Below are 26762 nucleotides of genomic sequence, written 5' to 3' on the forward strand. Positions count from 1 at the left end.
GCGGGGCCTCCCCGACGCTCAGTCGAAGGAGAGCCCGCCGGTGCGGGTGCGCTTGAGCTCGAAGAAGTCGGGTTCGGCGGCCAGGACGCGGAAAGCGTCGAAGAGTTCGGCGGCCCGCTCGCCGCGCGGGACCGCCCGGAGCACCGGCCCGAACCACACCGTCCCGTCGACGTGGAGGGTGGGCGTCCCCACGTACGAGCCCGCGTCCGGTTCCCTGCCCGCGTCGTGGGCGCGCCGCACCGCCGCGTCGTACCCGGAGTCGTGTGCGGCGTCGGCCAGTCCGGCCGGGAGTCCCAGTTCGGCGAGGGACTCGGCGACCACCGTGTCGAAGTCCTTGACCCCGCGCTCGTGGATACGGGTGCCGAAGGCGGTGTAGAGGTCGCGCAGCACCCCGTCGCCGTGCCGCTCGGCCGCGGCCACCGCGACCCGGACCGGACCGATGGACCGGTCGACCAGGTCCCGGTACCAGTCGGGGAGTTCGTTGCCCGCGTTGTGCAGGTACAGGCTCATCGGGTGGAAGCGGAGGTCGAGGGGGCGCAGCCGCTCGACCTCCAGCATCCAGCGCGAGGTGATCCAGGCGAAGGGGCAGGCGGCGTCGAACCAGAAGTCGACGCGGGTGGGTGCGGCGGTCGTCATACCGTCCAGGCTAAGGACGCACCGGTACAGAGTCCTGGCCCGATCACGGGCCTCTTTCCTGGTCCAATTCCGCGCCTGTCCCGTGCCGTTCGGGGCGTGCGCGCGGTGACGCCCTCAACGGGGCCGCGGGGCCCCGCCCTCCGGTACGGACGCGACGGCCTCGTCGGCGCGGCGGACCAGTTCCGTCACCGGCATCGACCCCGCGGGCCGGCGTTCGCGGGCGAAGGTGTTCGCCAGCCGCTGGAGCAGGTCGTTGAGCGGGGTCGGAACGCCGTGCAGCCGGCCCAGCAGGGCGATCTCGCCGTTGAGGTAGTCGGCCTCGATGGTGCCGGTGCCCCGGTCGAGGGACTGCCAGGAGGAACCGCCGCGGCGCGGTGAGCCGTCGAAGGGCTTGAAGGTGATCTTGTCGTCGCGGGCCGCGGCCTGCTCCTCCTCGCCGGCGTACGCGATCCCGGCGGCGTCGAGGACCGCGGTGCCCTCCGCCCGTACCCGCGTGAACAGTTCCAGGCCCGCCTCGCTGGTGAGGACCCCGCTGACCGCCTCGATCGCGTTGGCGAGGTTGCCGAGGAGCTTGGCGTACTGCCAGCGCGCGACGTCCGGCACGACCGGTGCCTCGAAGTGTGCCGTCTCCAGGTCGGCGGCGATCCGGCGGAGCGTGTCGTCGGTGCCGTCCGGGTACCGGCCGAGGTGCAGGATGCCGGTGAGCGGGGTGCCGGCCGCCGCGACGGTGCCGGGTTCGACGAAGGTGGCGGGCAGCCAGACGCAGACGCCGTACACCCGGCGGAAGCGGCGCAGCGCGAGACGCCCGCTCTCCACGCCGTTCTGCGCGCACACGACCGGGAGCCGTTCGGCGGCCGAACCGCCGCCCGCCACGGGGGCGGCTCCCCAGTCGCCGAGCGCGGCCTCGCCGTCCTGGGTCTTGACGGTGAGCACGAGCACGTCGTCGGGACGCAGTTCGCCGAGTTCGGCCGGACCCGCCACGGCGGGGAGCCGGTGGACGCGCGGGCCCTCGGGGGTCACGAGTCGCAGGCCGTCGGCGCGCAGCGCCGTGAGATGGGCTCCCCGCGCGACGAGGACGACCTCGTGCCCGGCCTCGGCCAGCCGCCCGCCGACGGCGCCGCCGACCGCTCCCGCCCCGATGATGATGAAGCGCATACGACGAGCCTCGCACAGAAGGGTGTAGCGGCCACCCGGAACGCCGCGGCCGGTCAGGCCTCGGTGGCGCCGAAGGGGGTGCCCTGGTGGAAGTAGAGCAGCCAGCCGTCGCCGGAGCGCCGCCACAGCGAACTCCGGTGCGCGCGGCGGCCGTTGTTGTCGGTGTCGAACGTCAGGTGCACGAGGTCCTCGGCGAGCTGGACGCCCTTCATGCGGGAGGTGGTGCTGTGGCCGCCGGTCTCCGTCTCGGCGGCCAGGGCCGCGATGATCGAGGCGCGGTCCCAGATGTGGCCGGACGAGCCGAACTCGTAGAAGTCGGGGTGCAGCAGGGCGCCGACGAGGTCGGCGGAGCGGCGGACCTCGGGGTCGAGCAGGCGCAGTTCGCCCTCGACGGCGGCCTCGACGGCGGGGTTGCGCTCAGACACCGGTGAGCTCCTCCATCTTGACGACGGTGTTCCAGTTCCGCGTGGTGGCGAGGACGCCCTTGAGCAGCCGGGGCCTGGCCAGCACGTCCGCGAGCTTGGACCGGCCGAGGCCGTCGGGCGCGTACAGGTACAGCGCGCGGTCGCCGAGGCGGAACTCCTCGGGGAGGAAGGCCGCGGGTTCGACGGAGGCGAAGCGTTCGGCGTCGACGGGGTCCGAGAAGTAGGTGACGTGCAGCTGCTTGGCCTGCAGCTCGGCGGCGGGGAAGGGGCACGCCTCCCGTACGGCCTTCAGATAGCGGTGGTCGCGGACGAGGACGCCGACGTCGAACCCGAACCGCTGCTCGATGGCCGCGGACAGCTCGGCGGCGAGGCTCTCCTCGTCACCGTGCGCGCTGCTGAACGCGGCGTTCCCGCTCTGCAGATACGTACGGACGTCGCCGTGCCCGAGTTCCTCCATCAGGGTGCGCAGCTCGGCCATCGGCACCTTCTTCGCGCCACCCACATTGATGCCGCGCAACAGCGCCGCGTACGTCGTCGTCATCCGCACACCATAAAGCGGCCGTCGGGCCCCGTGGGGGTGGGCACGACGACCGCGGCCCTTGGGGCTGCTCGACGGCCTTCAGGAGTTCGTCGGGCGTGCCCGGGCCCGGGTGGGAGATCGTGTCCGCGGTGGCGCCGCCGGTGAGGGCGGCGGCGCTCCGGGCCGGGTCCCCTTCGGCAGATCGGACCGGACCGCCCGTCCCTGACGGTCGCCCCCGAGAACTCCCGTTAGATGTAGGGGGCTTACTCCTCCGCAGTGCGGAGGTCGCCGGGGTCCGCGGGGAGGAGACGCCGGGCCCGGGGCTCACCGGACAGCACGACGAGACGCTCTTACGCGGCCCATACCGTCGAGGTGGAAGGTGACGGCAGGGGCTGTCACCGCGCACAAGGGGGCTGGCCCGTCATGGCAAACGGACACACACGGGTGCGGGGCATCGCCGCCCGGGCAGGCGGCTGGAGCGCCCGGCACCGATGGGCGGCCGTCGGGATCTGGGTGCTGTTCGTCGTCCTGGCGATGGGCCTCGGCTCGGCGGCGGGCCGTGTCGACGTCAACGAGAGCGACCAGCTCAAGGGCGAGACGCACACCGCCGCCAAGATCATCGAGGACGCGGGCATCGAGGAGCCGGCGAGCGAGTCGGTGCTGGTGCAGGCGAAGGACGCGGGCGGCAAGGCCACCGACTCCGACTTCAGGAGCGCGGTCGCCGCCGTGGTCGAGGCCGTCGGCGCCACCGGGAAGGTCACCGACGTGACCTCGCCGTACGACACCGGGACGATCTCCAAGGACGGCCGCAGCGCGCTCGTGCAGTTCGACATGCGCGGTGACTCCGACACGGCGGGCGAGCGCGTCGAACCCGTGCTCAAGGCCGTCGAGAGCGTCGGTAAGGACCACGCCGGGCTGCGGATCGAGGAGATCGGCGGCGCGAGCATGATGAAGCAGTACGACGACGCGTTCGGCGACGACTTCCAGAAGGCCGAACTGTCCGCCGTGCCGGTGGCGCTGGGCATCCTGCTCATCGCGTTCGGCGCGCTGGTGGCGGCGCTGCTCCCGGTCGCGCTCGCGGTCACCGCCATCATGGCGACGATGGGCCTCATGGGGGTCGTCAGCCATCTGATGCCGATGAGCGACACGGCCAACTCCGTGATGCTGCTGGTGGGTCTGGCCGTCGGCGTCGACTACTGCCTGTTCTACCTGCGGCGTGAGCGCGAGGAGCGCGAGGCCGGACGGGACGCCGCGACCGCCCTGCGGATCGCCGCCGCGACCAGTGGCCGCGCCATCATCGTCTCCGGTGTCACGGTGTGCGTGGCGATGGCGGGCATGCTCTTCACCGGGCTCGCCGAGTTCGAGGCGATGGGCCTGGCCTCGCTGATGGTCGTGGCGGTCGCCATGGTCGGCTCGGTCACCGTGCTGCCCGCACTGCTCTCCCTGCTCGGCGAGCGCGTCGAGAAGGGCCGTGTGCCGTTCCTGCACCGGGCCAAGCGCCGTGACGCCGACGGAGGCCGGAAGAACCGTCGTCCGGCGGCCGAGGGCAGCCGGTTCTGGGGCGCGGTCCTGCGGGTCGTGCTCGCCAGGCCCGCGATCTCCCTCGTGGTCGCGACGGGCGCCCTGCTCGCCATCGCGGCGCCGGCCCTCGGCATGAAGACCCAGCAGCTCACCCTGGACCAGGAGTTCGGCAACTCGCTGCCGATCGTGGGCACCTACAACCGGGTCAACGACGCCTTCCCGGGCGGTTCCGAGCCCGCCGAGGTGGTCGTCAAGGCGCGGAACATCAACGCCGGCGACGTGAAGGCGGCACTCGCCGACTTCCGTGAGCGGGCGGTCGCCTCGGGCGCCTCACGCGGGCCGGTCGACATCAAGGTGCACGCCGAGCACAACGTGGCCTTCGTGTACGTACCGCTGGTCGGCGGCTCCGACCAGGACAAGGCGGAGAAGAGCCTGCAACTGCTGCGGGACACGGTGCGGCCCGAGACGCTGGGCAAGGTCGAGGGCGTCCAGGCGCCGATCACCGGACAGGTCGCGGGGTCGCACGACTTCAACGACCAGCTGATCGGCTCGGTGACGCCGGTCTTCGCCTTCGTGGTCGTCTTCGCCTTCCTGCTGATGCTCGTCTCCTTCCGTTCGCTGACGATCGCGATCACCTCGATCGTGCTCAACCTCCTGTCGGTGGCCGCCGCGTACGGAATCCTGGTCGCCGTCTTCCAGCACGGCTGGGGCGCCTCCCTGGTGGGGGCGGAGGGCGTCGGCGCCATCGTGGCCTGGCTGCCGCTGTTCCTCTTCGTGATCCTCTTCGGGCTCTCGATGGACTACCACGTGTTCGTGGTCTCCCGGATCCGTGAGGCACGGCTGCGGGGCCGCGACACCAAGGACGCGATCCGGCACGGGGTGGTCACCACCGCGGGCGTGGTCACCAGCGCCGCCGTCATCATGGTCGCCGTCTTCGCGATCTTCGGGACCCTGTCGATGCAGTCCATGAAGCAGATGGGCGTGGGCCTGGCGGCCGCGGTGCTCATCGACGCGACGATCATCCGGGGCGTCCTGCTCCCCGCGGTGATGGCGCTGCTCGGCGAGCGCAACTGGTACCTGCCGAAGTGGCTGAACCGGATGCCCGACCTGACCCACGACGAGGCGGCCGACGCGGTCGCACCGACCCCGCCGTCGGCGGCGGTGGAGGGCGAGCGGGTGGGGGCCTGACACAGGACCGGCCCGTCGGCGACGTCGCCGGGGGCCGGTCGGATCGGGTGGCCGGGGCGCGAGCTCGCCCCGGCCACCTCGCCGTCCCGCCGCGCGGGCGAGGAGGGCTCAGGCGGCCTTGGCCACCGCGTCACGCTCGAAGGAGTCGATCGTGCGCGTGAAGTCCCGGGTGGACAGCAGGAGCTTGTAGATGATGGCGAGTTCGAAGACGAGGAGCAGCACTCCGGAGACGATGGTCGCCCCCATGACGGAGTCGAGCAGTGGGCCGATCATGAAGACACCCATCTGGAATTCGATGCCGCTCACCAGGTGGGCGCGAATCCGGTGCCGGAGCAGGAACGACCGCAGCCGCAGATACGTCGGGAACCGCCGGCGGAACTCCTGCTGGAGGTCGATGACACGGGCCGGGGCGACGGCCACCGGGCCGGCCAGGGTCTCGACCGGCGCCTCTTCCGCCGTCTCGTCCCCCTTCGCCGCGGCGTTGGCCGCTTCCTCGGCCCTCGTCATGTCCTGCTCGATGTCGGCCTCGGGGTTGTCGCGGAGCAGGTCCTCCATGAAGCTCAGTTCGGCCTGGTTCTCCGCGCGGCGGGCCTCCCGCATCCTGGACTTGATCTGCTTCCGCATCGAGTGGCGGATCTTGAAGATCTCCAGGGAGTTGATGTAGCGCAGGGTGTCGAGGCCGACGACGGCGAGCGCCAGCCAGATGTACAGCGTCTCCCCCGTGCGCTCGTACTGGCCGCCCATCAGCGCCACCGCGCACACGGCCACCCGGATGCGGTCGAAGACGAAGTCGAGCCAGGCGCCGAACACCGAGCCCTGGCCGGTCAGCCGGGCGAGCTTGCCGTCCATGCAGTCGAAGATGAAGCTCACGTGGTAGATGACCGCGCCCGCGACGAGCCAGCGCCAGTCGCCGAGCGCGAAGCAGGCCGCCGAGGCCAGTCCGAGGAGGAAGGCGCCCCAGGTGATCTGGTTCGGCGTGACCCTCGTCCGCAGGGCGAGCTGCCGCACCAGGGGCGTGGCGACCGGATCGACGAGCAGCACCGTCCACCAGGCGTCGCGCTTCTTCTCCGTGATGCGGCGTACCTCGGCGAGGTGCGGTATGTCTCGGCGTGTGGATCGCATGGGTCAACTTCCTGGTGTTCGACTGGAATTAACCTCACGCTAGGAATCCCCTCACCAAAGTCGCAAGATCCGCTCCGTGCAACCTTTTGGAAGGGGTAACGGTCTTCCCGAATACCGAGTCCATGGATATGCCCGGTGAGCCCCGCGTTACCTGAGCGTTACATAAATACCCGTCCGTTATCCAAAGCGCGCCAGGACTTCACTGTTCGCGCGCAACCATGACGCGGCGGCACCGCGCGACCCCTTTACGGTGAGATTCCGGGGGTCTTTTGCGTGCCGCCGCCACTCCGTCACGCCGCGCCGTCGGGCCGGCTCAGCGGCGCAGGTGCGCCTCGACGAGATCCGCCGCCCTGCCGGCACCGCCCTCCCCCGCCATCCCTTCCTGGATCTCCTTGAGCCGCCGCGCCACCGCGGGATCGTCGGCCACCGCGAGGACCGCCTCCCGCAGCGCCGCGGCCGACGCCTCGGACGCCGGGAGGTGGCGGGCCACGCCGAGCGCCTGGAGCATGTCGGCGTTGCCGAACTGGTCGGCCGCCTGCGGTACGGCGACCATCGGCGTGGCGGTGGCGAGGCCCTCCTGGCTCCCGCCCGAGCCGGCGTGGGTGATGAACGCGTCGGCCTGGCGCAGGACGGACAGCTGCGGCACCCAGGAGTGGACCTCCACGTTGTCCGGCAGCTCGCCCAGCTCCGCGGGGTCGACGAACGTGCCGATCTGCAGGACGACATGCCAGTCCCGCAGGTCCCCGAACGCCTCCGCGCACGCGCGGTAGAAGGCGGGCTGCTTGGTGAAGCTGGAGCCCAGGGACACGAGCAGCACCCGTCCGGCACCGGCGGGACGCCGCCACTCCCCCTGTGCCGAGCGGTCGCCCTGGCAGGCGCCGACGAAGGTGTAGCGCTCCTCGTCGACCCGGTCGGCGTTGGGCTGCAGGGCTCGCGGCATCAGCACCAGGCAGCGGTCGGGGCGGCCCATGAAGTCCTCGACGCTCAGGTCCATGCCGTTCCCGGCGATCCAGCCGGCGAAGGTCTCGTAGAAGGCCTTGCCGCGCGGGGTCTGCTTGAGCGGCTCGAACAGGGGCTTGCCGACCTCCTCGTCGTACCCCTCCCAGGCCACCATGCTCGGCGAGAGCTGCACGAGGGGGACGCCCCAGCGGTGGGCGAGCACGCGGGCCGGATAGGCGGTGATGTCGTACAGCACGAGGTCCGGCTCGTCCCCCGCGTACGCCGCCGCGAGCTGCGGTTCGGCCTGGAGGGCGTCGGCGAGGAACGGCTCGATGTGGTCGATCAGTTCGGTCCCCCACGCGTCCGGGTCGTCGTCGGTGGGCAGGGTCGAGTTCCACAGCTTCGGTTCGGCGCCCGTCTCCGCGACCTTGTCGGCGAACGCGGGCGGGATCGCGTACGTGACCCGGTGGCCACGGGCGACGAGTTCCCTGATCACCTCGATGCTCGGGTTCACATGGCCGTGCGCGGCGATGGAGAACATGGCGATATGGGCAGGTCGGCTGGTCATGCGTCGACCCTAAGCGAGACGAGACGTCTCGTCCAACCATTAACGAGGGCCGCGGCCTCAGCGCTGGTAGCGGGCCAGCACCAGATTCCCGTCCCTCTCCAGCCGCTCGCGCAGTTCACGGAGTCCGATCGCGCCGCTGTAGTACTCCTGGAACGCGGGGGTCGCCACCTTGTCCTTCCACTCGGGATAGCCGCGCACGGACTGGGCGGGCGCCGGGCGCAGCCGGTCCGCGAGCGCGGTGCCGGTGGCCCAGTCGTCCTTGGCGGTGTGCAGGGCCGGATCGCGCAGCGCCTGTGTACCGGTGGGCAGCATCCAGTCGCCGAGGGCGAGCCGCACCATGTTCTTCGGCCGCAGCAGGAAGTCGAGGAACGCGGCGGCCTCCTTCTTGTGCGGGCTGTCCTCGGCGATGGAGAGCGTCTGCGGGCTGACGCCCTGGGTGAGCCCGTCCGCTCCGGCGGGCGCGGGCAGCACCTGCCAGTCGAAGCCCTTCGGTGCCTGCTGCGCGATCTGCTGACGGTAGGAGAAGCCGAGGGGGACCATCGCGTACTTGCCGCCGAAGAAGCCGGGCAGCGTGTCGGATCCGCCCATGCCGAGCGTGGTGCCCGACGCGCTGTGGTCGGTGGCCACCTGATCGCGCACGGTCCGCGGCACCACGGCGTCGGCGTCCCCGAACCGCACGGTCACCTTGCCGTCCGCGCCCCGGTGGAAGAGCCGGCCGCCCGTCGAGAGGGAGAGGTTGAGCGTCGCCGAGACCGGTTCCTTCAGCGGCCACGCGACGCCGTACGCGCCCTTCCCGGTGAGCTTCCTCGCCACCGAGCGGAACTCGTCCCAGCTCCAGGGCCTGTCCGGAGTGGGCACGCGCACGCCGGACGCCTTCAGCAGACGGGAGTTGGCGACGAGGACACGCGGCTCCTGGAGGAAGGGCACGCCGTAGACACCGTCGCCGAAGGTGGCGGCCTCCCAACTCCGCTGCGGGATACCCGACTTCAGCCGGGCGGGCAACAGCCCCCGCAGGTCGGCGAGATAGCCGCCGTACGCGAAGTCGGCCAGGTCGTCCGAGGCGTCGTGGATGATGTCGGGGGCCTCGCCGCCCTCGAACGAGGTGAGCAGCTGGTCGTGGACGCTGTCCCAACTGCCCTGCACATATTCGACCTTGATGCCGGGATGGGTCGCGTTCCACTCCTTCACCAGCTCCTTGTTGGCCGTGACGGAGTCCTGCTGCCAGGCCAGCGACTGGAAGCGCAGGGTGATCACGCCGTGCGAACGGCCGCCGTCGCCGTCCGTGCAGGCGGTGAGGAGCAGACCGAGGACGGTGAGAACCGTCAGGAGCCGTGTGCGCATCAGCTCTTCACCGCCCCGGCGAGCATGCCGCCCGTGATCCGCTTCTGGATGAGCGCGAACACCACCAGGGACGGCAGGGTCGCGAGGAACGCCGCCGCGGCCAGCGGCCCGAGGTCCGCGACGCCCTCCGCGCCGATGAAGTGCGTCAGGACGACCGGGAGCGTCTGTTTCTCCGGGGTCTTGAGCAGGACCAGCGCGAAGAAGAACTCGTTCCAGGCGCTGATGAACGCGAACAGCGCCGTCGCCACGATGCCCGGCGCCAGCAGCGGCGCGGTCACGGACACCAGCGTGCGCACGCGGCCGGCGCCGTCGACCGCGGCGGCCTCCTCCAGCTCGGTGGGCACCGCCCGTACGTACCCGACGAGCATCCACAGCGCGAACGGCAGCGCCCACACCACGTACACCATGATCAGCCCCGTCATCGAGTCGATGAGCCGCAGGTTCTTCAGCACGAGGAACAGCGGGATGATCACCAGGACGAAGGGGAACGCCTGGCTGACCACGACCCAGCCGGTGGCGGCCTTCGCGAGCGGGGTGCGGTGCCGCGCGATGACGTACGCCATCGGCGTCGCGATCACCACCGCGATCAGGGACGCGCCGAGTGCAGCGGTCAGCGAGTTGAGGGCCGCGCGCACCAGCGGCTGCTCGTCGAAGGCCTGCCGGAAGTTGGCGAGCGTCGGGTCGTGAGGGATCCAGGTGGGGTGCAGACTCGCCAGCTCCCGCGCCGGCTTGAAGGCCGTGGAGATCAGCCACAGGAAGGGGAAGGCGAGAAAGACGAGATAGCAGAGCAGTGCCGCGTACTGGCCGGCACGGGCTCCTTTGCGGGTCCTCACGTGTCGTCGCCTCCCCTGAGCGTGGCCACGAGCCGCAGGGCGAGGATCACCGAGATCACCGCGACCATCACACAGCCCATCGCCGCCGCGTAGCCGAACTGCCCGTAGCGGAACGCCTCTTCGTAGGCGAAGAGCATCGGCAGGCGCGTCCGCCCGCCCGGACCGCCGTTGGTCAGCACGTAGACCAGGGCGAACGAGTTGAAGTTCCAGATGAAGTTGAGCGCGGTGATCGCCAGGGCGACCGGTCGCAGCGCGGGCCAGGTGACCGTGAGGAAGCGGCGCCAGGCGCCCGCGCCGTCCATCGCGGCGGCCTCGTGCAGTTCGCGCGGGGTGTTCTGCAGTCCGGCGAGCAGCGCGACCGTCGTCTGCGGCATACCCGCCCAGACACCGACGACGACGACCGCGGGGAGCGCGGTGGAGAGTCCGCTCAGCCAGTCGCGGCCGTCACCGAGACCGAGGTCGCGCAGGGTCTCGTTGAGGATGCCCGCGTCCGGGTTGTAGACGAGCCGCCACATGATGCCGACGACGACCTCGGGCATGGCCCAGGGGACGATCGCGAGGGCGCGGGCCAGCCAGCGCAGCCGGAGGTCCTGGCTGAGCAGCAGGGCGAGCCCGAGCGCGAGGAGGAACTGCGGGACGGTCACCCCGACCGCCCACACCAGGCCGATCCGGAACGACTCCCAGAACAGGGTGTCGTGCAGCAGGTCCTGGAAGTTCAGCGTGCCGACCCACCGCGTGGGCGCCGTCCGCCCGGACTGGGAGTCGGTGAACGCGAGCCCGATCCCGTACAGCAGCGGTCCGACGCTGAGCACCAGGATGGGGATGAGCGCGGGCAGCACCAGGAACCAGGCGCCGTGATCGACGGGCCCGCCCTCCCGGCCCGTGGCGCGGGGCGTTCCCCGCGCGGACCGCTCCGCCCCGGCCGTCAAGGTCACGTGACTCAGCTCCTTCGGGCGGCTCGCGGGGACCGGCCGTCCCGGCGGCCCCCGTCATGGTCGTGAAGGCGGTGGAGGTCGTCAAGACACCGTGCACCTGGTCCGACCTGTGGCAATGGGACACTGGCGGACGGATGGCGTGAACCCGACGCCGTGACGAGCGACAGCGCGCGGGCCGCGCGCGAGGACACGGAGGCGAGCGATGGACGAGGCACGGGCGCGGGACGTACTGGCCGCGGCGGACGTACTGCCGGGGCCGGCGCGGGACGCGACGCTCCTCGCGCTCGGCGAGAACGCGGTGTTCGCCGCGGGCGACCTGGTCGTGAAGGTCGGCCGGGACGCCGAACTCCTCGACCGCGCACGGTGGGAACTGGACATCGCCGGCTGGCTCGCCGCGTCGGAGGTTCCCGCCGTGCGGGCCGCCGAGCCGGCGCCGCTGCTGGTCGACGGGCATCCGGTGACGGTGTGGCACCGGCTGCCCGATGCCGTACGCCCCGCCGAGCCCCGCGATCTGGCCGAGCTGCTGCGGATCGTGCACGCGCTGCCCTCTCCCGGCTTCGCCCTGCCGCCCCGCGAACTCCTCGGCGGTGTGGAGCGCTGGCTGCGCCTGGCGGGCGACGCGATCGATCCCGCCGACGCCGCGTACCTGCGGGAACGACGCGACGGTTTCGCCTCGGCCGCCGCCGCGCTCACCCCGCATCTGCCGCCGGGCCCGATCCACGGCGACGCGCTGCCCCGCAACGTCCATGTCGGCCCGGACGGACCGGTGCTGGTCGACCTGGAGACCTTCTCGGCGGATCTGCGCGAGCACGACCTCGTGGTCATGGCGCTCTCCCGCGACCGCTACGGACTTCCGGCCGAGGCGTACGACGCGTTCACCGGGGCCTACGGCTGGGACGTCCGGGCGTGGGAGGGCTGCTCGGTGCTGCGGGGTGCCCGGGAGACCGCCAGTTGCGCCTGGGTCGCCCAGCACGCGCCGGCCAATCCCAAGGCGCGGGCCGAGTTCGCACGCCGGGTCGCTTCGCTGCGGGACGGGGACGAGACCGTGCGCTGGTATCCCTTCTGACCCGCGGGCCGGAGCCCTTGAGGGGCGGAGCGGAGCAGAGCGCAGGACGGCGGGGCGGGCCGGCTCAGACGCGTTCGCCGGCCAGGTCGCGCAGGGGCCAGGTGCCGTCCACCACGGCGTCTGCCTCGCCCTTGCGGCGCAGGAAGCTCTGGAAGTCGGCCGCCCACGCCGCATACCAGTCGATCTGGCTGCGGTGCAGTTCGGCGGGGCCGAGGCTCGCCACCTTGGGGTGGCGGTCGGCTATCGCACAGGCGAGCCGGGCGGCGGCGAGTGCGTCGGCCGAGGCGTCGTGCGCGGTGTCCAGGGCCACGCCGTACTCGGTGCAGACGGCTTCCAGGTTGCGCTTGCCCCGGCGGTAGCGGTCGACGGAGCGGTCGATCGTGTACGGGTCGATGACCGGCGCCGGGTCGCTGCCACCGAGCCGGTCGCGCAGCGACGGCAGCCCGTGGCGCCGCAGTTCGGCGGAGAGCAGCGTGAGGTCGAAGGCGGCGTTGTACGCGACGACGGGGACGCCCGTCTTCCAGTAGCCGGTGAGGACGTCGGCGAGCGCTTCGGCGACCTCGTCGGCGGGGCGGCCCTCCGCGGCCGCCCGCTCGTTCGTGATCCCGTGCACGGCCACCGCGTCGGCCGGGATCTCCACGCCCGGATCGGCCAGCCACTCGCGGCGCCCTCTCGGCTCGCCGTCCCTGACCTCGATCACGGCACCCGTGACGATGCGCGCCTCCTGCGGATCGGTCCCGGTCGTCTCCAGGTCGAAGCCGATCAGCAGCTCCCGGTGCCAGCCCATGGATGGCCCCCCTTCTTCGTGGTGCTTTCCCCCAGTGGTCTCCACGATCGCACGGGCCACTGACAATCCGTGGACCGCGTTCCGGTCGCCGACGGACGGGTGCGCGCGGGACGGGTGCGCCGGGTGTGCCGTTTCAGGACACGGGCCGTGAATCCGCCCAAGCCACCTCGAACTCCTCGCGATAGGTCGGGAAAAGACCCTCTTCGCCCTTGTCGTCCGGTTTGACCGTACGGCTGCCGCCTCTCAGCACGAGCACCGGCGCCTCCATGCCGCGCGTGCGGCGCAGGTACGACTGCACGACCGCGATGCCGTCCGAGCCGTCCCCGTCCACCAGGTAGGCGGTGAAGCGGGGGGTCTCGTCGAAGACCTGGATCTCGAAGGCGTCCGGGTCCCGCAGCTTGGACCGCACCCGCCGCATGTGCAGGATGTTCATCTCGACGGCGCGGCTCAACTCGCCACGTTTGATGCCGAGTTCACGCTCGCGCCGTTTGACGGCGCTGGAGGCGGGGTTCAGGAACAGCAGCCGGACCCGGCAGCCGGACTCGGCGAGGCGGACGAGCCGGCGTCCGGAGAAGTTCTGCACCAGCAGGTTGAGGCCGATGCCGATCGCGTCGAGCCGGCGGGCGTCCCCGAAGAGGTCCTCGGCGGGGAACTGGCGCAGCAGCCGCACGCGGTCGGAGTGCACCCCGACGACGTCCGCGTACCGGTCGCCGACGAGCTCCTCGACGGCGTCGACGGGCAGCCGGCGCGCGGAGGGCACGTCGCTTCCGGCGCCGAGGATCTCCAGGAGCTTCCCCGCGGCCCGCTCCGCCTGGCCGAGGACCGCCTCGGACAGGGCGCGGTTGCGCGAGACGACGTTCCGGGTCACTTCCAGTTCGTCCAGGGCGAGTTCGACGTCGCGGCGCTCGTCGAAGTACGGCTCGAAGCAGGGCCAGTGCTGCACCATCAGCTCGCGCAGCTGCGGCAGGGTGAGGAAGCTCAGCACGTTGTCGTCGGCCGGATCGAGCAAGTACCCCTTGCGGCGGCTGACTTCGCGTACCGCGACCGCGCGCTGCACCCATTCCTGTCCGGCCGGTCCCGCGGCGGCGACCACCCAGTCGTCGCCGTGGACGGGTTCGTAGATGGGGCGCAGGACGGCGGCCACGACCGCGCGCAGCCGCTGTTCGACCAGGTTCAGCCAGATGTAGGCGCGGCCGGCCCGCTGCGCGCGGGTGCGCACCTCGCGCCAGGCGTCGGCCCCCCAGTCCAGTTCCGGTCCAATGGATCCCATCTCCATCGGCCGTGCCAGGGACACCGCGCCGGGTGGGACATCTGTGGAGTTCCCCTCGTGACCCTCGTCACCAGGAGGCAGCTCCAGCCCTCCCGAGCCCACCCACGCACCGCCTTCCGCTCCCCCGAGCAATCCCCAGGGGCCAGGCCCCAATCAACGATCAAGGAAGGGTACTCCGGGAGCGGTCGGCGGTGCAGCCCGATGGACAGGCTGTTTCCCAACTACCGCGGTTGCGCTTGCCCGTTCTGGTCCGCCAGCTCCGGCGGAGTGAGCGGATTCATAGCGGTGACGTCGCGCGGGGCGATGGAGAAGCCCTGCCAGTGGACCGGCATGGGCTGCTGGTCCTCGTCACGGGCGATGTGGTGGAAGCCCACGTTGACCCAGACCACGGGGTGCGTGAGGGTCTGTCCGCCGACCCACTTGTCGACGGACTTGCCGTGTCCGGCACCGCAGTTGCGCAGGTTGTCGCTGGCGAACTGCTCGCACTTGTTGTACTCGGTGAAGTAGACGTCGTGCTGGGTGAAGGTGCGGCCGAGGTACTTGGTGGTCGCGCCCGGGATCAGCTCGTAGGAGCGGGCGTGGTTGTCCTTGTTCTTGCCGGAGTTGCTGACGACCCGCCACCAGCGCGAGTTCTTGGCGTCGCCCGCCAGTTCCTTGGTGACCTTGGTGAGCGTGGTCTTCTTGCTGGGCGCCTCGGCACCGTGCGCGGGCGGACTGACCGTCGAGTCGTACTGCTCGACCTTGGCCTTGGACGAGCCGTCGAGGCCGAAGTTGAGCCGCCAGAAGACGTTGTGGCTGTGGCTGGTGGCGTAGTCCTTGGCGCCCTTGCCGAGCGGCCAGCCGCGGCCGTCGCCCGCGTCGTAGTCACCGGGCGAGAGACTGCCGGTGGCGCCGACGTTCATGTTGAGGGTGCCGTCGTCCTGGAAGCGCCACTCGGTGATGTACTCGTACCAGCCGACCTTGTTGACGGTGTAGACGAGCAGGTCCTTGCCCTGCTTCTGGAAGACCTTGTTGCCGGTGTCGGCCTGCATCCGGTAGGCGTGGCCGCGTGAACGGGTCGTGGTGCACAGGCCCTTGACGTTCGCGTGCTGCGGGTCCCAGGCCTCGGGGACCTTGACCGTCTTGATGGTGCCGCCGGGGCACTCGGTGGGGGCCATGTCCATCAGGCCCTGGCCGAACCCCGCGCCCGTCAGGTCGCTGTACTCGACGGAGCCGTCGTCGTAGGGGACGTCGATCTGGGCGAGCTTCGCGGTGCTGAGGACCTTGATCGGGGCGGCCTCGCCGGGGGGCTGGTAGGAGATGTCCTCCAGGACCAGTCCGGCCTCGCTCTCGTAGTGCCAGCACATCCGCCAGGTGGTGCCGGTGGCGAGCTTCTGCTCGATGCGGTAGGCGGCGCTGCAGTCGGGGGCCGGAGCGGGTGCGGCCTTGGGCTGGGCGACGGCCGGTCCCGCCGCCGTCGTGGCGCCGGCGGCCAGGGCGAGCACCGAGAGGCCCGCCGCCGCCCGGCTGCGGACACGACTGTTTCTGTTGACGCGCATGAGGACGTGACTCCTTGCGGAAAGCGGTGAAGGTGGGAAGGAGGAAGGGGCGGGAAGCCGGCGCTCAGCCGAGCCTGCCGACCTTGCGGGCGCTCAGGTCGATCACCAGGTCACGGCTGTCGATCCAGGGCCCGTTCTTGACCTTCGGGAAGAGCCGCACGCACCGGTGCACGCCGCAGGCGTCCAGGACGGCGGGCTGCGCGCCGGGCGTGGCGCGGTAGACCATGCTGTTCAGGACGAGCTGTCCGGACGAGGTCAGTGCCTTGCCGGTCGCGTCCTTGTAGTCGGCCTTCAGACCGGCGCCGAGCGGGTCGGCGATCAGCAGGTCGGTGGCCTCGGTCATCTCGGCCCGGCTGATCGGCGGCTGCACGTCGTGCTGGACGCCCGTGTGCTCGACCTTGCCGGTGTCGAGGTTGACGGTCCGGGTGACGAGCGTGTCGTCCTTGTAGTCGTAGAACGAGACGTCGGCGCGGCGCGGCGCGTTCGGGTCGTCCAGTTCGGACGTCTCGGGTTCGGTGAGGTCGATGCCGAGGCGCTGCGGTCCGCGCGCGCCCTCGACGTTCTCGCTGGAGTCGAAGAGCTGCCGGCTGACCGCGATGCGCTCGACGCGCTTCATCTCGTCGTCGGTCAGCGGGTCACGTCCGGTGCCCTTCTCCCCCTGGGCCGGCGCCTGCTCGACGACACCGGGCCGCACCGCGCCGTCCGGTGCCTGTCCCTGAGCCGCGAGCTGCTCGGCGGTTCCCCCGCCTCCTTTGCCCCCGCCGGTGTCGTCGGCCCCCGCCGACCCCGGAAGAGTGATGCCGATCATCACGGCCGTTCCGGCCACCGCGATGGCCGCGCCCGCCACCACCTTGCCCAGATGGCGGTGCACTGTCCTGCGCACATTTCCCCCTACTCCCCCTGCGTTTCCAGGAGTCGTTCGAAGCCCCACTGGTTCGGCATACGAGGTATGCCTGGTCGCGGGGTAAGAGGGATGTAAGTCATTGGAGGTTCCATCACTTTCGGGGAGACTCGACTCGGACTCGCCCCCAGGGGCACGGCACTACTGGAAGAGTCATATCCATGCAGGTCTGGCCTGGTGAGGCATATCCACTCGGTGCCACGTACGACGGTGCCGGTACCAATTTCGCGGTCTTCTCGGAGGCCGCCGACCGTATTGAGCTGTGTCTGCTGGACGACGACGGCTCGGAGACGGCCGTGGAACTGCGCGAGACGGACGCGTTCGTCCGGCACGCCTACCTGCCCGGCGTCATGCCCGGGCAGCGGTACGGCTTCCGGGTGCACGGGCGGTACGCGCCCGAGAGCGGCCGGCGCGCCAATTCCGCGAAGCTGCTGCTCGATCCGTACGCGAAGGCGATCTCCGGCGCCATCAAGTGGGGCGAGGAGGTGTACAGCTATCCGTTCGGGTCGCCCGACAAGCGCAACGACCTGGACTCCGCCCCCCACATGATGACGTCCGTCGTGGTGAATCCGTACTTCGACTGGGGCGACGACCGGCGCCCCCGTACGGAGTACCACCACACCGTGCTCTACGAGGCCCACGTCAAGGGCCTCACGATGCGCCATCCGGCGCTTCCCGACGAACTGCGCGGCACGTACGCGGCCCTCGCCCATCCGGCGATCATCGAACACCTGACGGAACTGGGCGTCACGGCACTGGAGCTGATGCCCGTACACCAGTTCGTGAACGACCACCGTCTGGTCGACATGGGCCTCAACAACTACTGGGGCTACAACACCATCGGCTTCTTCGCCCCGCACAACGCGTACGCCTCCTGGGGCGACCGCGGCCAGCAGGTCCTGGAGTTCAAATCGGCCGTCCGGGCCCTGCACGAGGCGAACATCGAGGTCATCCTCGACGTGGTCTACAACCACACGGCCGAGGGCAACCACCTGGGCCCCACGCTGTCCTTCCGGGGCCTCGACAACGCCTCGTACTACCGGCTGGCGGACGACCCCCGCTACTACATGGACACCACGGGCACCGGCAACTCGCTGCTCATGCGCTCCCCGCACGTGCTCCAGCTCATCATGGACTCGCTGCGCTACTGGGTCACCGAGATGCACGTGGACGGCTTCCGCTTCGACCTGGCGGCCACCCTGGCCCGCCAGTTCCACGAGGTGGACCGGCTGTCGTCGTTCTTCGACCTCGTCCAGCAGGACCCGGTGGTCTCCCAGGTGAAACTGATCGCCGAGCCCTGGGACGTCGGCGAGGGCGGCTACCAGGTCGGCAATTTCCCGCCCCTGTGGACCGAGTGGAACGGCAAGTACCGCGACACCGTGCGGGACATGTGGCGGGGTGAGCCGCGCACGCTCGCCGAGTTCGCCGGGCGGCTGACCGGCTCCTCCGACCTCTACCAGGACGACGGACGGCGGCCCCTCGCCTCCATCAACTTCGTCACCTGCCACGACGGCTTCACCCTGAACGACCTCGTCTCGTACAACGACAAGCACAACGACGCCAACGGGGAGGAGAACCGCGACGGCGAGAGCCACAACCGTTCGTGGAACTGCGGCGCCGAGGGCGAGACGGACGACGAGGGCGTCCTGGCGCTGCGCGGCCGGCAGCGGCGCAACTTCATCGCCACGCTGATGCTCTCCCAGGGCGTGCCGATGCTGAGCCACGGCGACGAGTTCGCGCGCTCCCAGGGCGGCAACAACAACGCGTACTGCCAGGACAGCGAGCTGGCCTGGGTGCCGTGGCCGGAGGAGGACTGCGAACTCCTCGACTTCACGCGCGCGATGGTGTGGCTGCGCCGCGACCACCCGGTCTTCCGGCGGCGGCGCTTCTTCCACGGACGGCCCGTCCAGGGGACCCACGACGAGCTGTCCGACATCGCGTGGTTCACCCCCGAGGGCCAGGAGATGACCGAGCACGACTGGGGCTCCGCGACGGCCCGGGCGCTGTCGGTCTTCCTCAACGGCAACGCGATCTCCGAGCCGGGCCCGCGCGGGGAGCGCATCGCCGACGACTCCTTCCTGCTGCTGTTCAACGCCTCGCCGAAGTCCCTGGACTTCGTGGTGCCGGTCGACCACGGCCGGCAGTGGCAGGTCGTCGTCGACACCTCCCTCCCGGGGGGCATCGCCCCGGGGGCGGGCGCGAAGGTCGACGCCGGGGACCGGCTGACCCTCGTCGACCGGAGCATGACGGTGCTTCAGCGGCCCGCCTAGGACCGCCCGGCCATCGGCACACGCGCGTGCGCCTCCCTTCCCGGAGGCGCACGCGTTCGTGTGCGCGTCACCGCGCGAGGGTGGCCGCTGCGGGGCCCCCGCCGACGCCGTGCGAGCGCTGTACGGCGCCCGGGTGACAGGAAAGGCGGCGGGGCGGGTACGTAAGTCCCCATGACACCTGAGCGTCCCGAACCGACGTTGGCGGACTCGGTGGTCCCCGGCCCGGTGCCCCCCGTCGTCCCCACCTCCACCTACCGGCTCCAGCTCCAGCCGGAGTTCCCCTTCGCGAGGGCGGAGGCGGCCGTGCCGTACCTGGCCTCGCTCGGCGTCTCCCATCTGCACCTGTCGCCGGTCCTGGAGGCGGTGCCGGGCTCGACGCACGGCTACGACGTCGTGGACCACGCGCGCGTGCGGGCCGAACTGGGCGGCGAGGAGGGCCTGCGCTCGCTGGCCCGCACCGCGCGGGAGCACGGTCTCGGCCTCGTCGTCGACATCGTGCCGAACCACATGGCGATGGCCCCGCGCCACAACCGCGCCCTGTGGGAGGTGCTGCGCGAGGGCCCGGAGTCGCCGTACGCGCGGTGGTTCGACATCGACTGGGAGGCCCAGGGCGGGCGGCTGCTGCTGCCGGTGCTCGGGGACCGGCTCGGTGCCGAGATCGGGCACCTGAAGGTCGACGGCGACATACTGCGCTACTACGACCACGTGTTCCCGCTGCGCGCGGGCACCGAGAAGCTGCCGATGCCGCAGCTCCTGGACGCCCAGTGGTACCGCCCGGCGTGGTGGCGGCTGGCCCGCACCGAGCTGAACTACCGCCGCTTCTTCAGCATCTCGGAGCTGATCGGGGTGCGGGTCGAGGATCCCGAGGTGTTCACGGCCACCCACGCGAAGATCCTGGAGCTGCTCGACGAGGGGGTGGTCGACGGGCTGCGCATCGACCACCCGGACGGCCTCGCGGACCCGGACGCGTATCTGCGCCGGCTGCACGAGGCGACCGGCGGGCGGTGGACGGTGGTGGAGAAGATCCTCGCGGACGGCGAGCCCCTGCCGGCCGCGTGGCCCGTGGCGGGCACCACCGGGTACGACGCGCTGCACCAGGTCGACGGCCTGTTCGCCGATCCGGCGGGCGCGAGCCAGTTGCTCGGCCGCTACCGGCGCTTCGCGGCGCCGCAGGCGGACCGGGGCGGCCACTGGGAGACGACGGTGCGGCGGGCCGCGTACAAGGTGGTCACGCACGAACTGGCCACGGAGGTCGACCGCCTCACGCGCGTGGTGAGCCGGCTGTGCGCCGCCTCCCCCGACCCCACCCTGCGCGACCATGCCCCCTGGGCGCTGGGCGCCGCGCTCCGCGAGCTGCTGGTCCGTATGGAGGTGTACCGGCCGTACCCGTCCACGGACGCCTCCCTGGTGGTGACCGAGCGGGCCGCCGACGAGGCCAGGGCCGCGTTCACGGTGCCGGAGGAGGCGCACGCCGTGGACGTCGTCCGGGACCTGGTGCTCGGCCGGGGCGGCGACGGGCCGGAGCGGGCCGAGTTCCGGGCCCGGTTCGCGCAGACGTCGTCGGCGCTGCGGGCCAAGTCCGTGGAGGACACGGCGTTCTACCGCTATGTGCCGCTGCTGTCGGCGAACGAGGTGGGCGGGGATCCGGGCAGGCCCGCGGTGTCCCCGGAGGACTTCCACGCCTACTGCGCTCGCGTCCAGCGCGACTGGCCCGTCGCCGGGACCGTTCTGTCGACCCACGACACGAAACGCAGTGCCGACGTGCGCGCCGCCGTCTCGGTCCTCTCCCAGTGCCCGGACCGCTGGTCCGACGTCCTGGAGGAGGTGTCCGGCGAGGGTGCGGGGATGCCGGACCCCCAGGTGGCGTGGGCGGCGTGGCAGACGGTGTTCGGCCTCGGCCCGGCGGAGGAGGCGGTCACCGGCGACGGCGACGCGGCCGGATCCGCCGCGGCCTACGAGGCACGGGTCCAGGACGCGCTGCTGAAGCACGTCCGGGAGGCCGGCACGCACACCGCCTGGACGGAGCGGGACCCCGGCTACGAGGACGCGGTGGCGGCGTTCGTGGCCGCGGGGCCGTGCGGGCCTCCCGGGCGGCGCGTGGCCGCCTTCCGCGCCTCACTGGCGCCGCACGTCCGGGCGAACGTCCTCGGGGCCGCTCTGGTCCATCTGACGATGCCCGGGGTGCCGGACGTGTACCAGGGGACGGAGGGCGAGTACCGGGCGCTGGTCGACCCGGACAACCGGGGGGCGTTCGCCCCCCGGGACACCTCCGCGGAGAAGGTGGCGCTCACGGTGGCCGCGCTGCGGCTGCGGGCCCGGCGGCCGGACGTCTTCGGTGACGCGGCGACGTACGCGCCGCTGTCCGCCGAGGGTCCCGCGGCCGGGCACTGCCTGGCGTTCGTCCGGTCCGGTGACGTGATCACGGCGGTCACCCGGCTGTCGCTGCGGCTCGCGGAGGCCGGCGGCTGGGGCGACACCCGGCTCGCGCTCCCCGAGGGGCGCTGGGCCGACGTGCTCTCCCCGGACGCCCCGGAGCGGGTGTTCACCGGCCACGCACGCGTGGCGGACCTCTTCGGGCGATCGCCTGCGGTCCTGCTGGAGCGGGTCGGCGCAGCCGGACCTGCAGGGTCCGCGGCGAGCGGCTGACCAGTCCCTCCGCCGGGGGCCGGTCCCCCGGGACCCGGCGGAGGTGCGGCAGGACGTCGAGCAGGGCCCGCAGTCCGTGCACCGCGGTCAGCCGGGCGAGTGAGGTGCCCGGGCAGAAGTGCCGCCCCGAGCCGTACGCGAGGGTGCCCGGGTCGGCGCGGAAGGCGTCGTAGCGGTCGGGGTCGGCGAACCGCCGCGGGTCGCGCCCCGCGGCGCCGAGCAGGCAGGCCACGGTGGCGCCGGCGGGGATCGGGCCGATCGTCTCCAGCGCCCGGCGCGGCACCACGTGCAGCGGCGGATCGCGGCGCAGCGACTCGGCCCAGGCGCCGTCCGCCAGCTCGGGGCGGTCCCGGATCGCGTCCAGCTGGCCCGGGTGGTCGAGGAGGTTGGCGAGGAACGTGGCGAGGGCCCGCGCGGTGGTGCCGCCGCCCGCGCCCAGCAGGACCCCGGCCACACCGGTCACGGCCTCGTCGGTGAGCGGCCGCCCGTCGGTCCGGGCCGTGCACAGCAGGGACAGCAGATCGTCGCCGGGGTGGGCGCGGCGGCGGGCGATGTGGAGGCCCAGCAGGTCCGCCAGTGCGGGGTGGTGGCCCCCGAGGTGGTCGAGGCCCGCCCGGCACAGGGAGTGCACGCGCGCGGTGGCCTCGTACGGCAGCCCGAGGGCGGAGACGACCGCCGCGGTGGGCAGCCACTGGCAGAACTCGGCCACCAGATCGACGTCCTGACGGTCGGCCAGGCGCAGGGCCAGGACGTACGCGGCGCGTTCGACGCCGGCGGCCAGGGCGGCGGACGCGCCGTCCTGGAACGCCGGGGACACGAGGGCCCGGTGGGCGTCGGGCGCGCCGGTGTCCAGGTGGGCCAGGGCGGGGCCGGGCTCCGGAGCGGCGAGCCGGGGGTCGGCGAGGGCGGCGCGCACGTCGGCGTACCGGCTGATCAGCCAGGCGTCGAACGGCTCGTCGTACAGCAGGGGGAAGCGCCCGCGCAGGGTGCGGTAGAGGGGGTAGGGGTCGCGTTCGGTGCCGGGGTCGAGCAGGCTCGGCGCGCTGTCCGCGGGCGCGGCCCGGAGCGGCGGGGGTAGGTACGGGCCTCCTCGCGCGGGAGGCGGCGGCTCCGTCGGGACGGTGGGCGAGGCCGCCGGCGGCCCGTCCGACGGGTGTCCGGAGGGCGCCGACGGTGGAGGCGGACGCTCCGACGGCGGGCCGGCCGGCGGGGACGGGGCGGCTCGCGGGGCGGCCGGGGCGCCTTCGCCGGGAAGGCCGTGGGGACAGAGCACCGCGGGCCTCCATCTCGGGTCTGCGCGCCGGACCGGGCGCGCGTTCCTCCCAGCGGACCATCGCGCGGGTCGGGCCGCCGTCCACGTACGCCCGTACGGGTGAATCGCCGTGCCGGGCTCCGCGGGAGGAGGCACCGTGGGGCCGGTCGCGTGCACGGCTGCGCCGCCGTCCCTCGCCGACCGCCGCCGGGTTCTCCGCAGGCCGGTGGGCTGTTCCGCGCCGGTCCGGAACGGGGCGCGCGTGCGGGACGGGCCGGTCCGTCCGGCCGGTTCGGCCCGGCGCGGGGAGAAGTGCCACGGGGTGCCCTCTGGCGCCGCCCCTTCAAATCCTTGACAGTTCTCCAAGAGCGTGGAGTACTGCCAAAAGCGACGCAGGGCGGACAAGTCGGGGGTGAGTCACCTGCCGGAGTTGCGCTACCCCAGTGTGACCGAAATCGTCACGTCCGCACGGGCGTTGGCGGCCCACCGACCGGACCTGTGTGTCCTCAGGCAGGTGGGCGTCTCCCGCGGGGGAAGACCCCTCCACCTGCTGTCGGTCGGGCACGCGCGGCGCGCGGTCCTCGTCGTCGCGGGTGCCCACGCGAACGAACCGACCGGTGGTTCGACGTTGTTGCATCTGGCCGAACGCACGCTCCTCCAGCGGGAGTTGCGCAGGGACACCTCGTGGCACTTCCTGCTCTGCGCGGACCCGGACGGGGCGAGCCTGCATGTGACGCCCGCTCCGCGCACGCTCCTCGACTACCACCTGGGCTTCTTCCGTCCCGCGGGTCCCGAGCAGCCGGAGTGGTCGCCCTCCGTGCTGCCGCCCGACCGGCTGCCGCCGGAGACCCGCGCGCTCACCCGGGTCATCGACGAACTGCGGCCCTACCTCCAGGTGACCCTGCACGGGACCGATCTGGGCGGCAGCTGGGTGCAGTTGACCAAGGACATCCCCGGTCTCGCCGAGCCGTTCGCCAAGTCGGCCGCCGAGCTGCACATACCCGTCGAGACGGCCGCGTCGGACGCGGCGGGCTGGCCCGCCTCGGGGCCCGGGGTGCACGTGATGCCGGCGCCCGGCTCGGACACCGCGTACCCGAGCATGCCGGACGACGCGCGGCACAGCACCTGGTACCACGCCCACCGCTACGGCGGTCTGACGGCGGTCGTCGAGGTGCCGATGTGGGCGAGCGACCTGGTCGACGATCCGGCGCCGCACCCCGATCCCGCCGCGGCGCTGCGCCGGCTGGCCCGTCGGCTGCTGACGGACGCGGTGCAGGTGGAGGCGGTGCTCGGGCGGGCCGCGCCCCGGCTGCCGGGACCCGACGGTCCGCTGCTGCGGGCCGCGAAGTGGGCGCTGGAGTTGGTGCCCGGCCTCGCCGGGGACTGGTCGCAGGCTCCCCCGGCGGACCTGACGATGGCGTACGTGGGCAGCGTCGACGCGTTCGGCCGGCGTCTTCCGCTGCGGGCCGCGTCGATGCTGCTGCGGGTCCTCCAGGAGGCCGACGACTCCGAGGTTCCGCTGCTCGCGGATCTGGTCGCCTCCTGGAGCGAGGCCTTCGCCGAGCGGTTCCGGGCGCGCTGGGTGCCGTTGGAGAACCAGGTCGAGCACCAGGCCCGTACGGTCGTCGCGGCGGCCCGCCACGCGCGCGACAGCGCCGCCTGACCCCGCGAACGGTCGCTCCGCCCTTGTCCCCGCGCCCGGGTCAGTCCCGGCGCACCGGTGCCGTGGGCCGCGGCACCGCGCCCCACCCGGAGTCACGCGCGGGGGAGCGCCCGCGCGGGTGCCGTCCCGCCAGGTCGAACACGGCGAGCACCACGCGTGCCTGGTACTCGACCTGACGGGCCACCGGTATCCAGTACGCGCCGCAGCCGTCGCGGTAGTCGGCGCACCACAGGTCGATGAGCCGGTCGAGCTCGGGCAGCACACCCCCCGGATCGCGGCCGGTGGCGGTCACGAGCTGGTGCAGCAGTCCCGCCGTGCGCAGGGCGACCCGGCGCCCGGCGAGCCGCAGGGCGGTCAGCCGGGCGGTGTCGAGGGGCGGCAGGGCGCGGGTCGTGGAGTCCCGCACGTCGGGGTCCCAGGAGTCGGCGATGCCGGGGCCGACCAGTAAATAGTCGTCGACCGGGGCGAGGAGCCGCTCGACCGCCGGCGAGGTGCCCAGGCCGGGCCGCACGCGCGCGAGGACGCTTTCCAGGTGCTGCGTGTCGCGGCGCAGGATGTGGCTCACCGAGCGCAGGACGGCGTCGGGGTCGGCGGGCCGTGCGGGGTCCTCGACGGCGTCGACGCCCCACATGGGCGCCTCGACGATCGCGGTCACCGTGCCGTACGGCTGCGGGTGGAACCAGGTGGACTCGACGGCGGCCTCCGTGATGGCGGCGGCCAGATCGCCGGTGCGCGGCGGCGGGACGCGGTAGACGGCCGGCCCGAGCATCGGCCAGTACAGGGTGTCGTACGGGCCGAGTTCGCGCGGGATGCCGAGGCGGGCGGCGCTGTGTGCGACGCGCTGGGCGAGTCCCGGCAGGTCGCGGGTCAGCTCGACGAAGGCGCCGCCCACGTCGACGCCGTGCAGCGAGCACTGGAGGAAGGGCCGCAGTTCGTCCTGGAGGTCGAGCAGGGTGCGGGTCTCCGGCAGGACGGGGCCGCCCTCGCCCTCGGGCAGCCATTCGGGCTGCTCCAGGAAGCCGGGCCGGAAGAAGTGCCGGAAGTAGTGCCCGAGTGTGTACGGGCCGGACAGCCAGGTCTCGTTGCGGCGGGAACCGTCGGGGTCGAGGCACAGCAGCAGGTTCCAGGTGGCGTCGGCGCCCTCGGTGAGCCGGGGGTCGGCGAGGACCCGCTCGGCCAGTCGCAGGGCGGTGGCGCCGCCCACGGGTTCGTTGGCGTGCGGTCCGGCGACGACGAGGGCCTGCCGGCTGCCGTGTCCGACCGACAGGAGCCACAGCGGCGCGCCGGCCCGGGAGGTGCCCACGCGGCGCAGCCGGACGTCCTCGGGGCGGCGGGCGGCGAGCGCGGCGGCGTGGACGCCGAGTTCGTGCACGGTCGGGTAGCGGCGCAGAGGCGGCAGGACACACCCCCCTCATGCGGTGCCGTCGGCTCACCTGGTGTACACGGTGTCCCTACAGTCAGTCACGGGCTCCGGTCCACGTCAACACCCCTGCGCGCGCAGGATGTCGAGGGCACCGAGGTCCGGACGGCCGCCCCTGGCCGACACGTCGGCGCCCGGGACGGTCCGTGGCGACGGACCGCGCCGGGTCAGTCCGAGGTGAGGCGGAACAGCATGCGGCCGAAGCCGATCTGGTCGCCGTCCCGGACGACGGAGACGCCGATGACGCGGCGGCCGTTGACCGTCGTGCCGTTGGTCGAGCCGAGGTCGCGCAGCACCCATACGCCGCTCTGCCTGCTGAGTTCGGCGTGGACGCGGGAGACCGTCTCGTGGTTGAGCCGCAGCCCGCTGGCCGGGTCGCGGCCTATCCGCAGCGGGTACGGGCTGCCGGCGTTGGGCAGCTGGAGCTTGGGGAGCCGCTCGGCCTGCCAGGCCCTGCGCAGCCGGACGGTGAAGCCGGAGACGGCCTCCACGGTCCCGAAGACCGCCTTCGACCAGCGGTTCTCGGTCGGCAGGTCGGCGGTAAGCACGACGAGTTCCTCGGACCGTCGGGCGGCCAGGGCCAGCTCCATCCGGCGGATGAACGTGTCGTGCGAGAGGCGGCCGAGGGCGACGCCGTCACGGAGCGACTTGAGCGCCCGGTCGCGCTCCGCGTCGGACAGCCGCGCGGGGTACGTGTGGAACTCGAAGGACGACGTCACGCTCGTGATTGTCGGTCAGCGACGACGGCGTGTCCAGAAAACCCGTA

21 protein-coding genes are annotated in these 26762 nt (G+C 72.3%); 5 read left to right on the forward strand and 16 right to left on the reverse strand.

What is annotated here, in order from left to right:
* Positions 1-18 precede the first annotated feature (18 nt).
* The 4 genes from OG406_RS10600 to OG406_RS10615 form a co-directional block, all read right to left on the reverse strand.
* Entirely contained in the window at positions 19-636 is a 618-nt protein-coding gene (locus OG406_RS10600) for a mycothiol-dependent nitroreductase Rv2466c family protein (RefSeq protein WP_329185451.1), read from the reverse strand.
* A 114-nt stretch (positions 637-750) separates the two neighbouring features.
* Positions 751-1791: a ketopantoate reductase family protein gene (locus OG406_RS10605; RefSeq protein ID WP_329185453.1), complete on the reverse strand. Its 1041-nt coding sequence runs from the start codon at positions 1789-1791 to the stop codon at positions 751-753.
* A gap of 53 nt (positions 1792-1844) precedes the next feature.
* Positions 1845-2216: a nuclear transport factor 2 family protein gene (locus OG406_RS10610; protein ID WP_081219994.1), complete on the reverse strand. Its 372-nt coding sequence runs from the start codon at positions 2214-2216 to the stop codon at positions 1845-1847.
* Positions 2209-2757, reverse strand: coding sequence for a DUF1697 domain-containing protein (locus tag OG406_RS10615; protein ID WP_329185455.1), 549 nt, complete (start codon positions 2755-2757; stop codon positions 2209-2211). The genes OG406_RS10610 and OG406_RS10615 overlap by 8 nt, the downstream gene beginning before the upstream one ends.
* A 402-nt stretch (positions 2758-3159) precedes the next feature.
* Here OG406_RS10615 and OG406_RS10620 point away from each other — a divergent pair, with 402 nt between their 5' ends.
* The gene (locus OG406_RS10620) at positions 3160-5445 is read left to right on the forward strand and encodes an MMPL family transporter (RefSeq protein ID WP_329185456.1); all 2286 of its coding nucleotides are present in this window, start codon (positions 3160-3162) and stop codon (positions 5443-5445) included.
* Positions 5446-5553: 108 nt separating this feature from the next.
* Here the strand turns inward: OG406_RS10620 and OG406_RS10625 are convergent, their stop codons facing one another.
* From OG406_RS10625 to OG406_RS10645, 5 genes are all read right to left on the reverse strand, one after another.
* On the reverse strand, positions 5554-6567 hold the full coding sequence (locus tag OG406_RS10625; protein WP_164375032.1) for a CDP-alcohol phosphatidyltransferase family protein: 1014 nt from the start codon (positions 6565-6567) through the stop codon (positions 5554-5556).
* A 313-nt stretch (positions 6568-6880) separates the two neighbouring features.
* Positions 6881-8074, reverse strand: coding sequence for a macrolide-inactivating glycosyltransferase (mgt, locus tag OG406_RS10630; RefSeq protein ID WP_329185458.1), 1194 nt, complete (start codon positions 8072-8074; stop codon positions 6881-6883).
* 57 nt (positions 8075-8131) lie between these two features.
* Positions 8132-9415, reverse strand: coding sequence for an ABC transporter substrate-binding protein (locus OG406_RS10635; RefSeq protein WP_329185460.1), 1284 nt, complete (start codon positions 9413-9415; stop codon positions 8132-8134).
* A complete protein-coding gene (locus OG406_RS10640; RefSeq protein WP_329185461.1) occupies positions 9415-10248 on the reverse strand; it encodes a carbohydrate ABC transporter permease in 834 nt (277 codons plus the stop codon). Before OG406_RS10640 ends, OG406_RS10635 begins: the two co-directional genes overlap by 1 nt.
* Entirely contained in the window at positions 10245-11183 is a 939-nt protein-coding gene (locus OG406_RS10645) for a carbohydrate ABC transporter permease (RefSeq protein ID WP_385441392.1), read from the reverse strand. Before OG406_RS10645 ends, OG406_RS10640 begins: the two co-directional genes overlap by 4 nt.
* Before the next feature lie 202 nt (positions 11184-11385).
* Between OG406_RS10645 and OG406_RS10650 the strand changes: the two genes are divergently transcribed.
* Positions 11386-12249: a phosphotransferase enzyme family protein gene (locus tag OG406_RS10650; protein WP_329185463.1), complete on the forward strand. Its 864-nt coding sequence runs from the start codon at positions 11386-11388 to the stop codon at positions 12247-12249.
* Positions 12250-12313: 64 nt separating this feature from the next.
* Here OG406_RS10650 and OG406_RS10655 read toward each other — a convergent pair whose 3' ends face one another.
* The 4 genes from OG406_RS10655 to OG406_RS10670 form a co-directional block, all read right to left on the reverse strand.
* Complete coding sequence (locus OG406_RS10655) at positions 12314-13036, reverse strand: 3'-5' exonuclease (RefSeq protein WP_164375037.1); 723 nt, start codon at positions 13034-13036, stop codon at positions 12314-12316.
* 133 nt (positions 13037-13169) lie between these two features.
* The gene (locus OG406_RS10660) at positions 13170-14408 is read right to left on the reverse strand and encodes an SAV2148 family HEPN domain-containing protein (RefSeq protein WP_081219985.1); all 1239 of its coding nucleotides are present in this window, start codon (positions 14406-14408) and stop codon (positions 13170-13172) included.
* 119 nt (positions 14409-14527) lie between these two features.
* A complete protein-coding gene (locus tag OG406_RS10665) occupies positions 14528-15844 on the reverse strand; it encodes a copper amine oxidase (RefSeq protein WP_266851846.1) in 1317 nt (438 codons plus the stop codon).
* Between the two features lie 64 nt (positions 15845-15908).
* Complete coding sequence (locus tag OG406_RS10670; RefSeq protein WP_266617270.1) at positions 15909-16727, reverse strand: Tat pathway signal sequence domain protein; 819 nt, start codon at positions 16725-16727, stop codon at positions 15909-15911.
* A gap of 179 nt (positions 16728-16906) precedes the next feature.
* Here OG406_RS10670 and glgX point away from each other — a divergent pair, with 179 nt between their 5' ends.
* Together glgX and treY are read left to right on the forward strand one after the other, a co-directional pair.
* Complete coding sequence (glgX, locus tag OG406_RS10675) at positions 16907-19015, forward strand: glycogen debranching protein GlgX (protein ID WP_164375041.1); 2109 nt, start codon at positions 16907-16909, stop codon at positions 19013-19015.
* A 171-nt stretch (positions 19016-19186) separates the two neighbouring features.
* On the forward strand, positions 19187-21661 hold the full coding sequence (gene treY, locus OG406_RS10680; RefSeq protein WP_329185467.1) for a malto-oligosyltrehalose synthase: 2475 nt from the start codon (positions 19187-19189) through the stop codon (positions 21659-21661).
* Here the strand turns inward: treY and OG406_RS10685 are convergent.
* Positions 21558-22934: a cytochrome P450 gene (locus OG406_RS10685; protein ID WP_329185469.1), complete on the reverse strand. Its 1377-nt coding sequence runs from the start codon at positions 22932-22934 to the stop codon at positions 21558-21560. The genes treY and OG406_RS10685 overlap by 104 nt on opposite strands.
* Before the next feature lie 391 nt (positions 22935-23325).
* On the opposite strand from OG406_RS10685, the gene OG406_RS10690 reads away from it, so the two are divergent.
* Positions 23326-24576 (forward strand): M14 family zinc carboxypeptidase, encoded by a 1251-nt coding sequence (locus OG406_RS10690; protein WP_266617267.1) that lies wholly within the window; start codon positions 23326-23328, stop codon positions 24574-24576.
* Between the two features lie 40 nt (positions 24577-24616).
* Here the strand turns inward: OG406_RS10690 and OG406_RS10695 are convergent, their stop codons facing one another.
* The gene (locus OG406_RS10695; protein WP_267048797.1) at positions 24617-25948 is read right to left on the reverse strand and encodes a M14 family zinc carboxypeptidase; all 1332 of its coding nucleotides are present in this window, start codon (positions 25946-25948) and stop codon (positions 24617-24619) included.
* A 215-nt stretch (positions 25949-26163) separates the two neighbouring features.
* Entirely contained in the window at positions 26164-26715 is a 552-nt protein-coding gene (locus OG406_RS10700; protein WP_164375045.1) for a DUF1707 and FHA domain-containing protein, read from the reverse strand.
* Positions 26716-26762: the final 47 nt, after the last annotated feature.

This window comes from Streptomyces sp. NBC_01428 (genome assembly GCF_036231965.1).
GTDB lineage: Bacteria > Actinomycetota > Actinomycetes > Streptomycetales > Streptomycetaceae > Streptomyces.

Excerpts from the sequence above, each read along its gene's own strand:
- treY (WP_329185467.1), top strand. The coding sequence starts at position 19,187 with ATGACACCTGAGCGTCCCGAACCGACGTTGGCGGACTCGGTGGTCCCC.
- OG406_RS10605 (WP_329185453.1), bottom strand. The coding sequence starts at position 1,791 with ATGCGCTTCATCATCATCGGGGCGGGAGCGGTCGGCGGCGCCGTCGGC.
- OG406_RS10655 (WP_164375037.1), bottom strand. The coding sequence starts at position 13,036 with ATGGGCTGGCACCGGGAGCTGCTGATCGGCTTCGACCTGGAGACGACC.
- glgX (WP_164375041.1), top strand. The coding sequence starts at position 16,907 with ATGCAGGTCTGGCCTGGTGAGGCATATCCACTCGGTGCCACGTACGAC.
- OG406_RS10620 (WP_329185456.1), top strand. The coding sequence starts at position 3,160 with ATGGCAAACGGACACACACGGGTGCGGGGCATCGCCGCCCGGGCAGGC.
- OG406_RS10615 (WP_329185455.1), bottom strand. The coding sequence starts at position 2,757 with ATGACGACGACGTACGCGGCGCTGTTGCGCGGCATCAATGTGGGTGGC.
- OG406_RS10600 (WP_329185451.1), bottom strand. The coding sequence starts at position 636 with ATGACGACCGCCGCACCCACCCGCGTCGACTTCTGGTTCGACGCCGCC.
- OG406_RS10635 (WP_329185460.1), bottom strand. The coding sequence starts at position 9,415 with ATGCGCACACGGCTCCTGACGGTTCTCACCGTCCTCGGTCTGCTCCTC.
- OG406_RS10650 (WP_329185463.1), top strand. The coding sequence starts at position 11,386 with ATGGACGAGGCACGGGCGCGGGACGTACTGGCCGCGGCGGACGTACTG.
- OG406_RS10625 (WP_164375032.1), bottom strand. The coding sequence starts at position 6,567 with ATGCGATCCACACGCCGAGACATACCGCACCTCGCCGAGGTACGCCGC.
- mgt (WP_329185458.1), bottom strand. The coding sequence starts at position 8,074 with ATGACCAGCCGACCTGCCCATATCGCCATGTTCTCCATCGCCGCGCAC.
- OG406_RS10665 (WP_266851846.1), bottom strand. The coding sequence starts at position 15,844 with ATGCGCGTCAACAGAAACAGTCGTGTCCGCAGCCGGGCGGCGGCGGGC.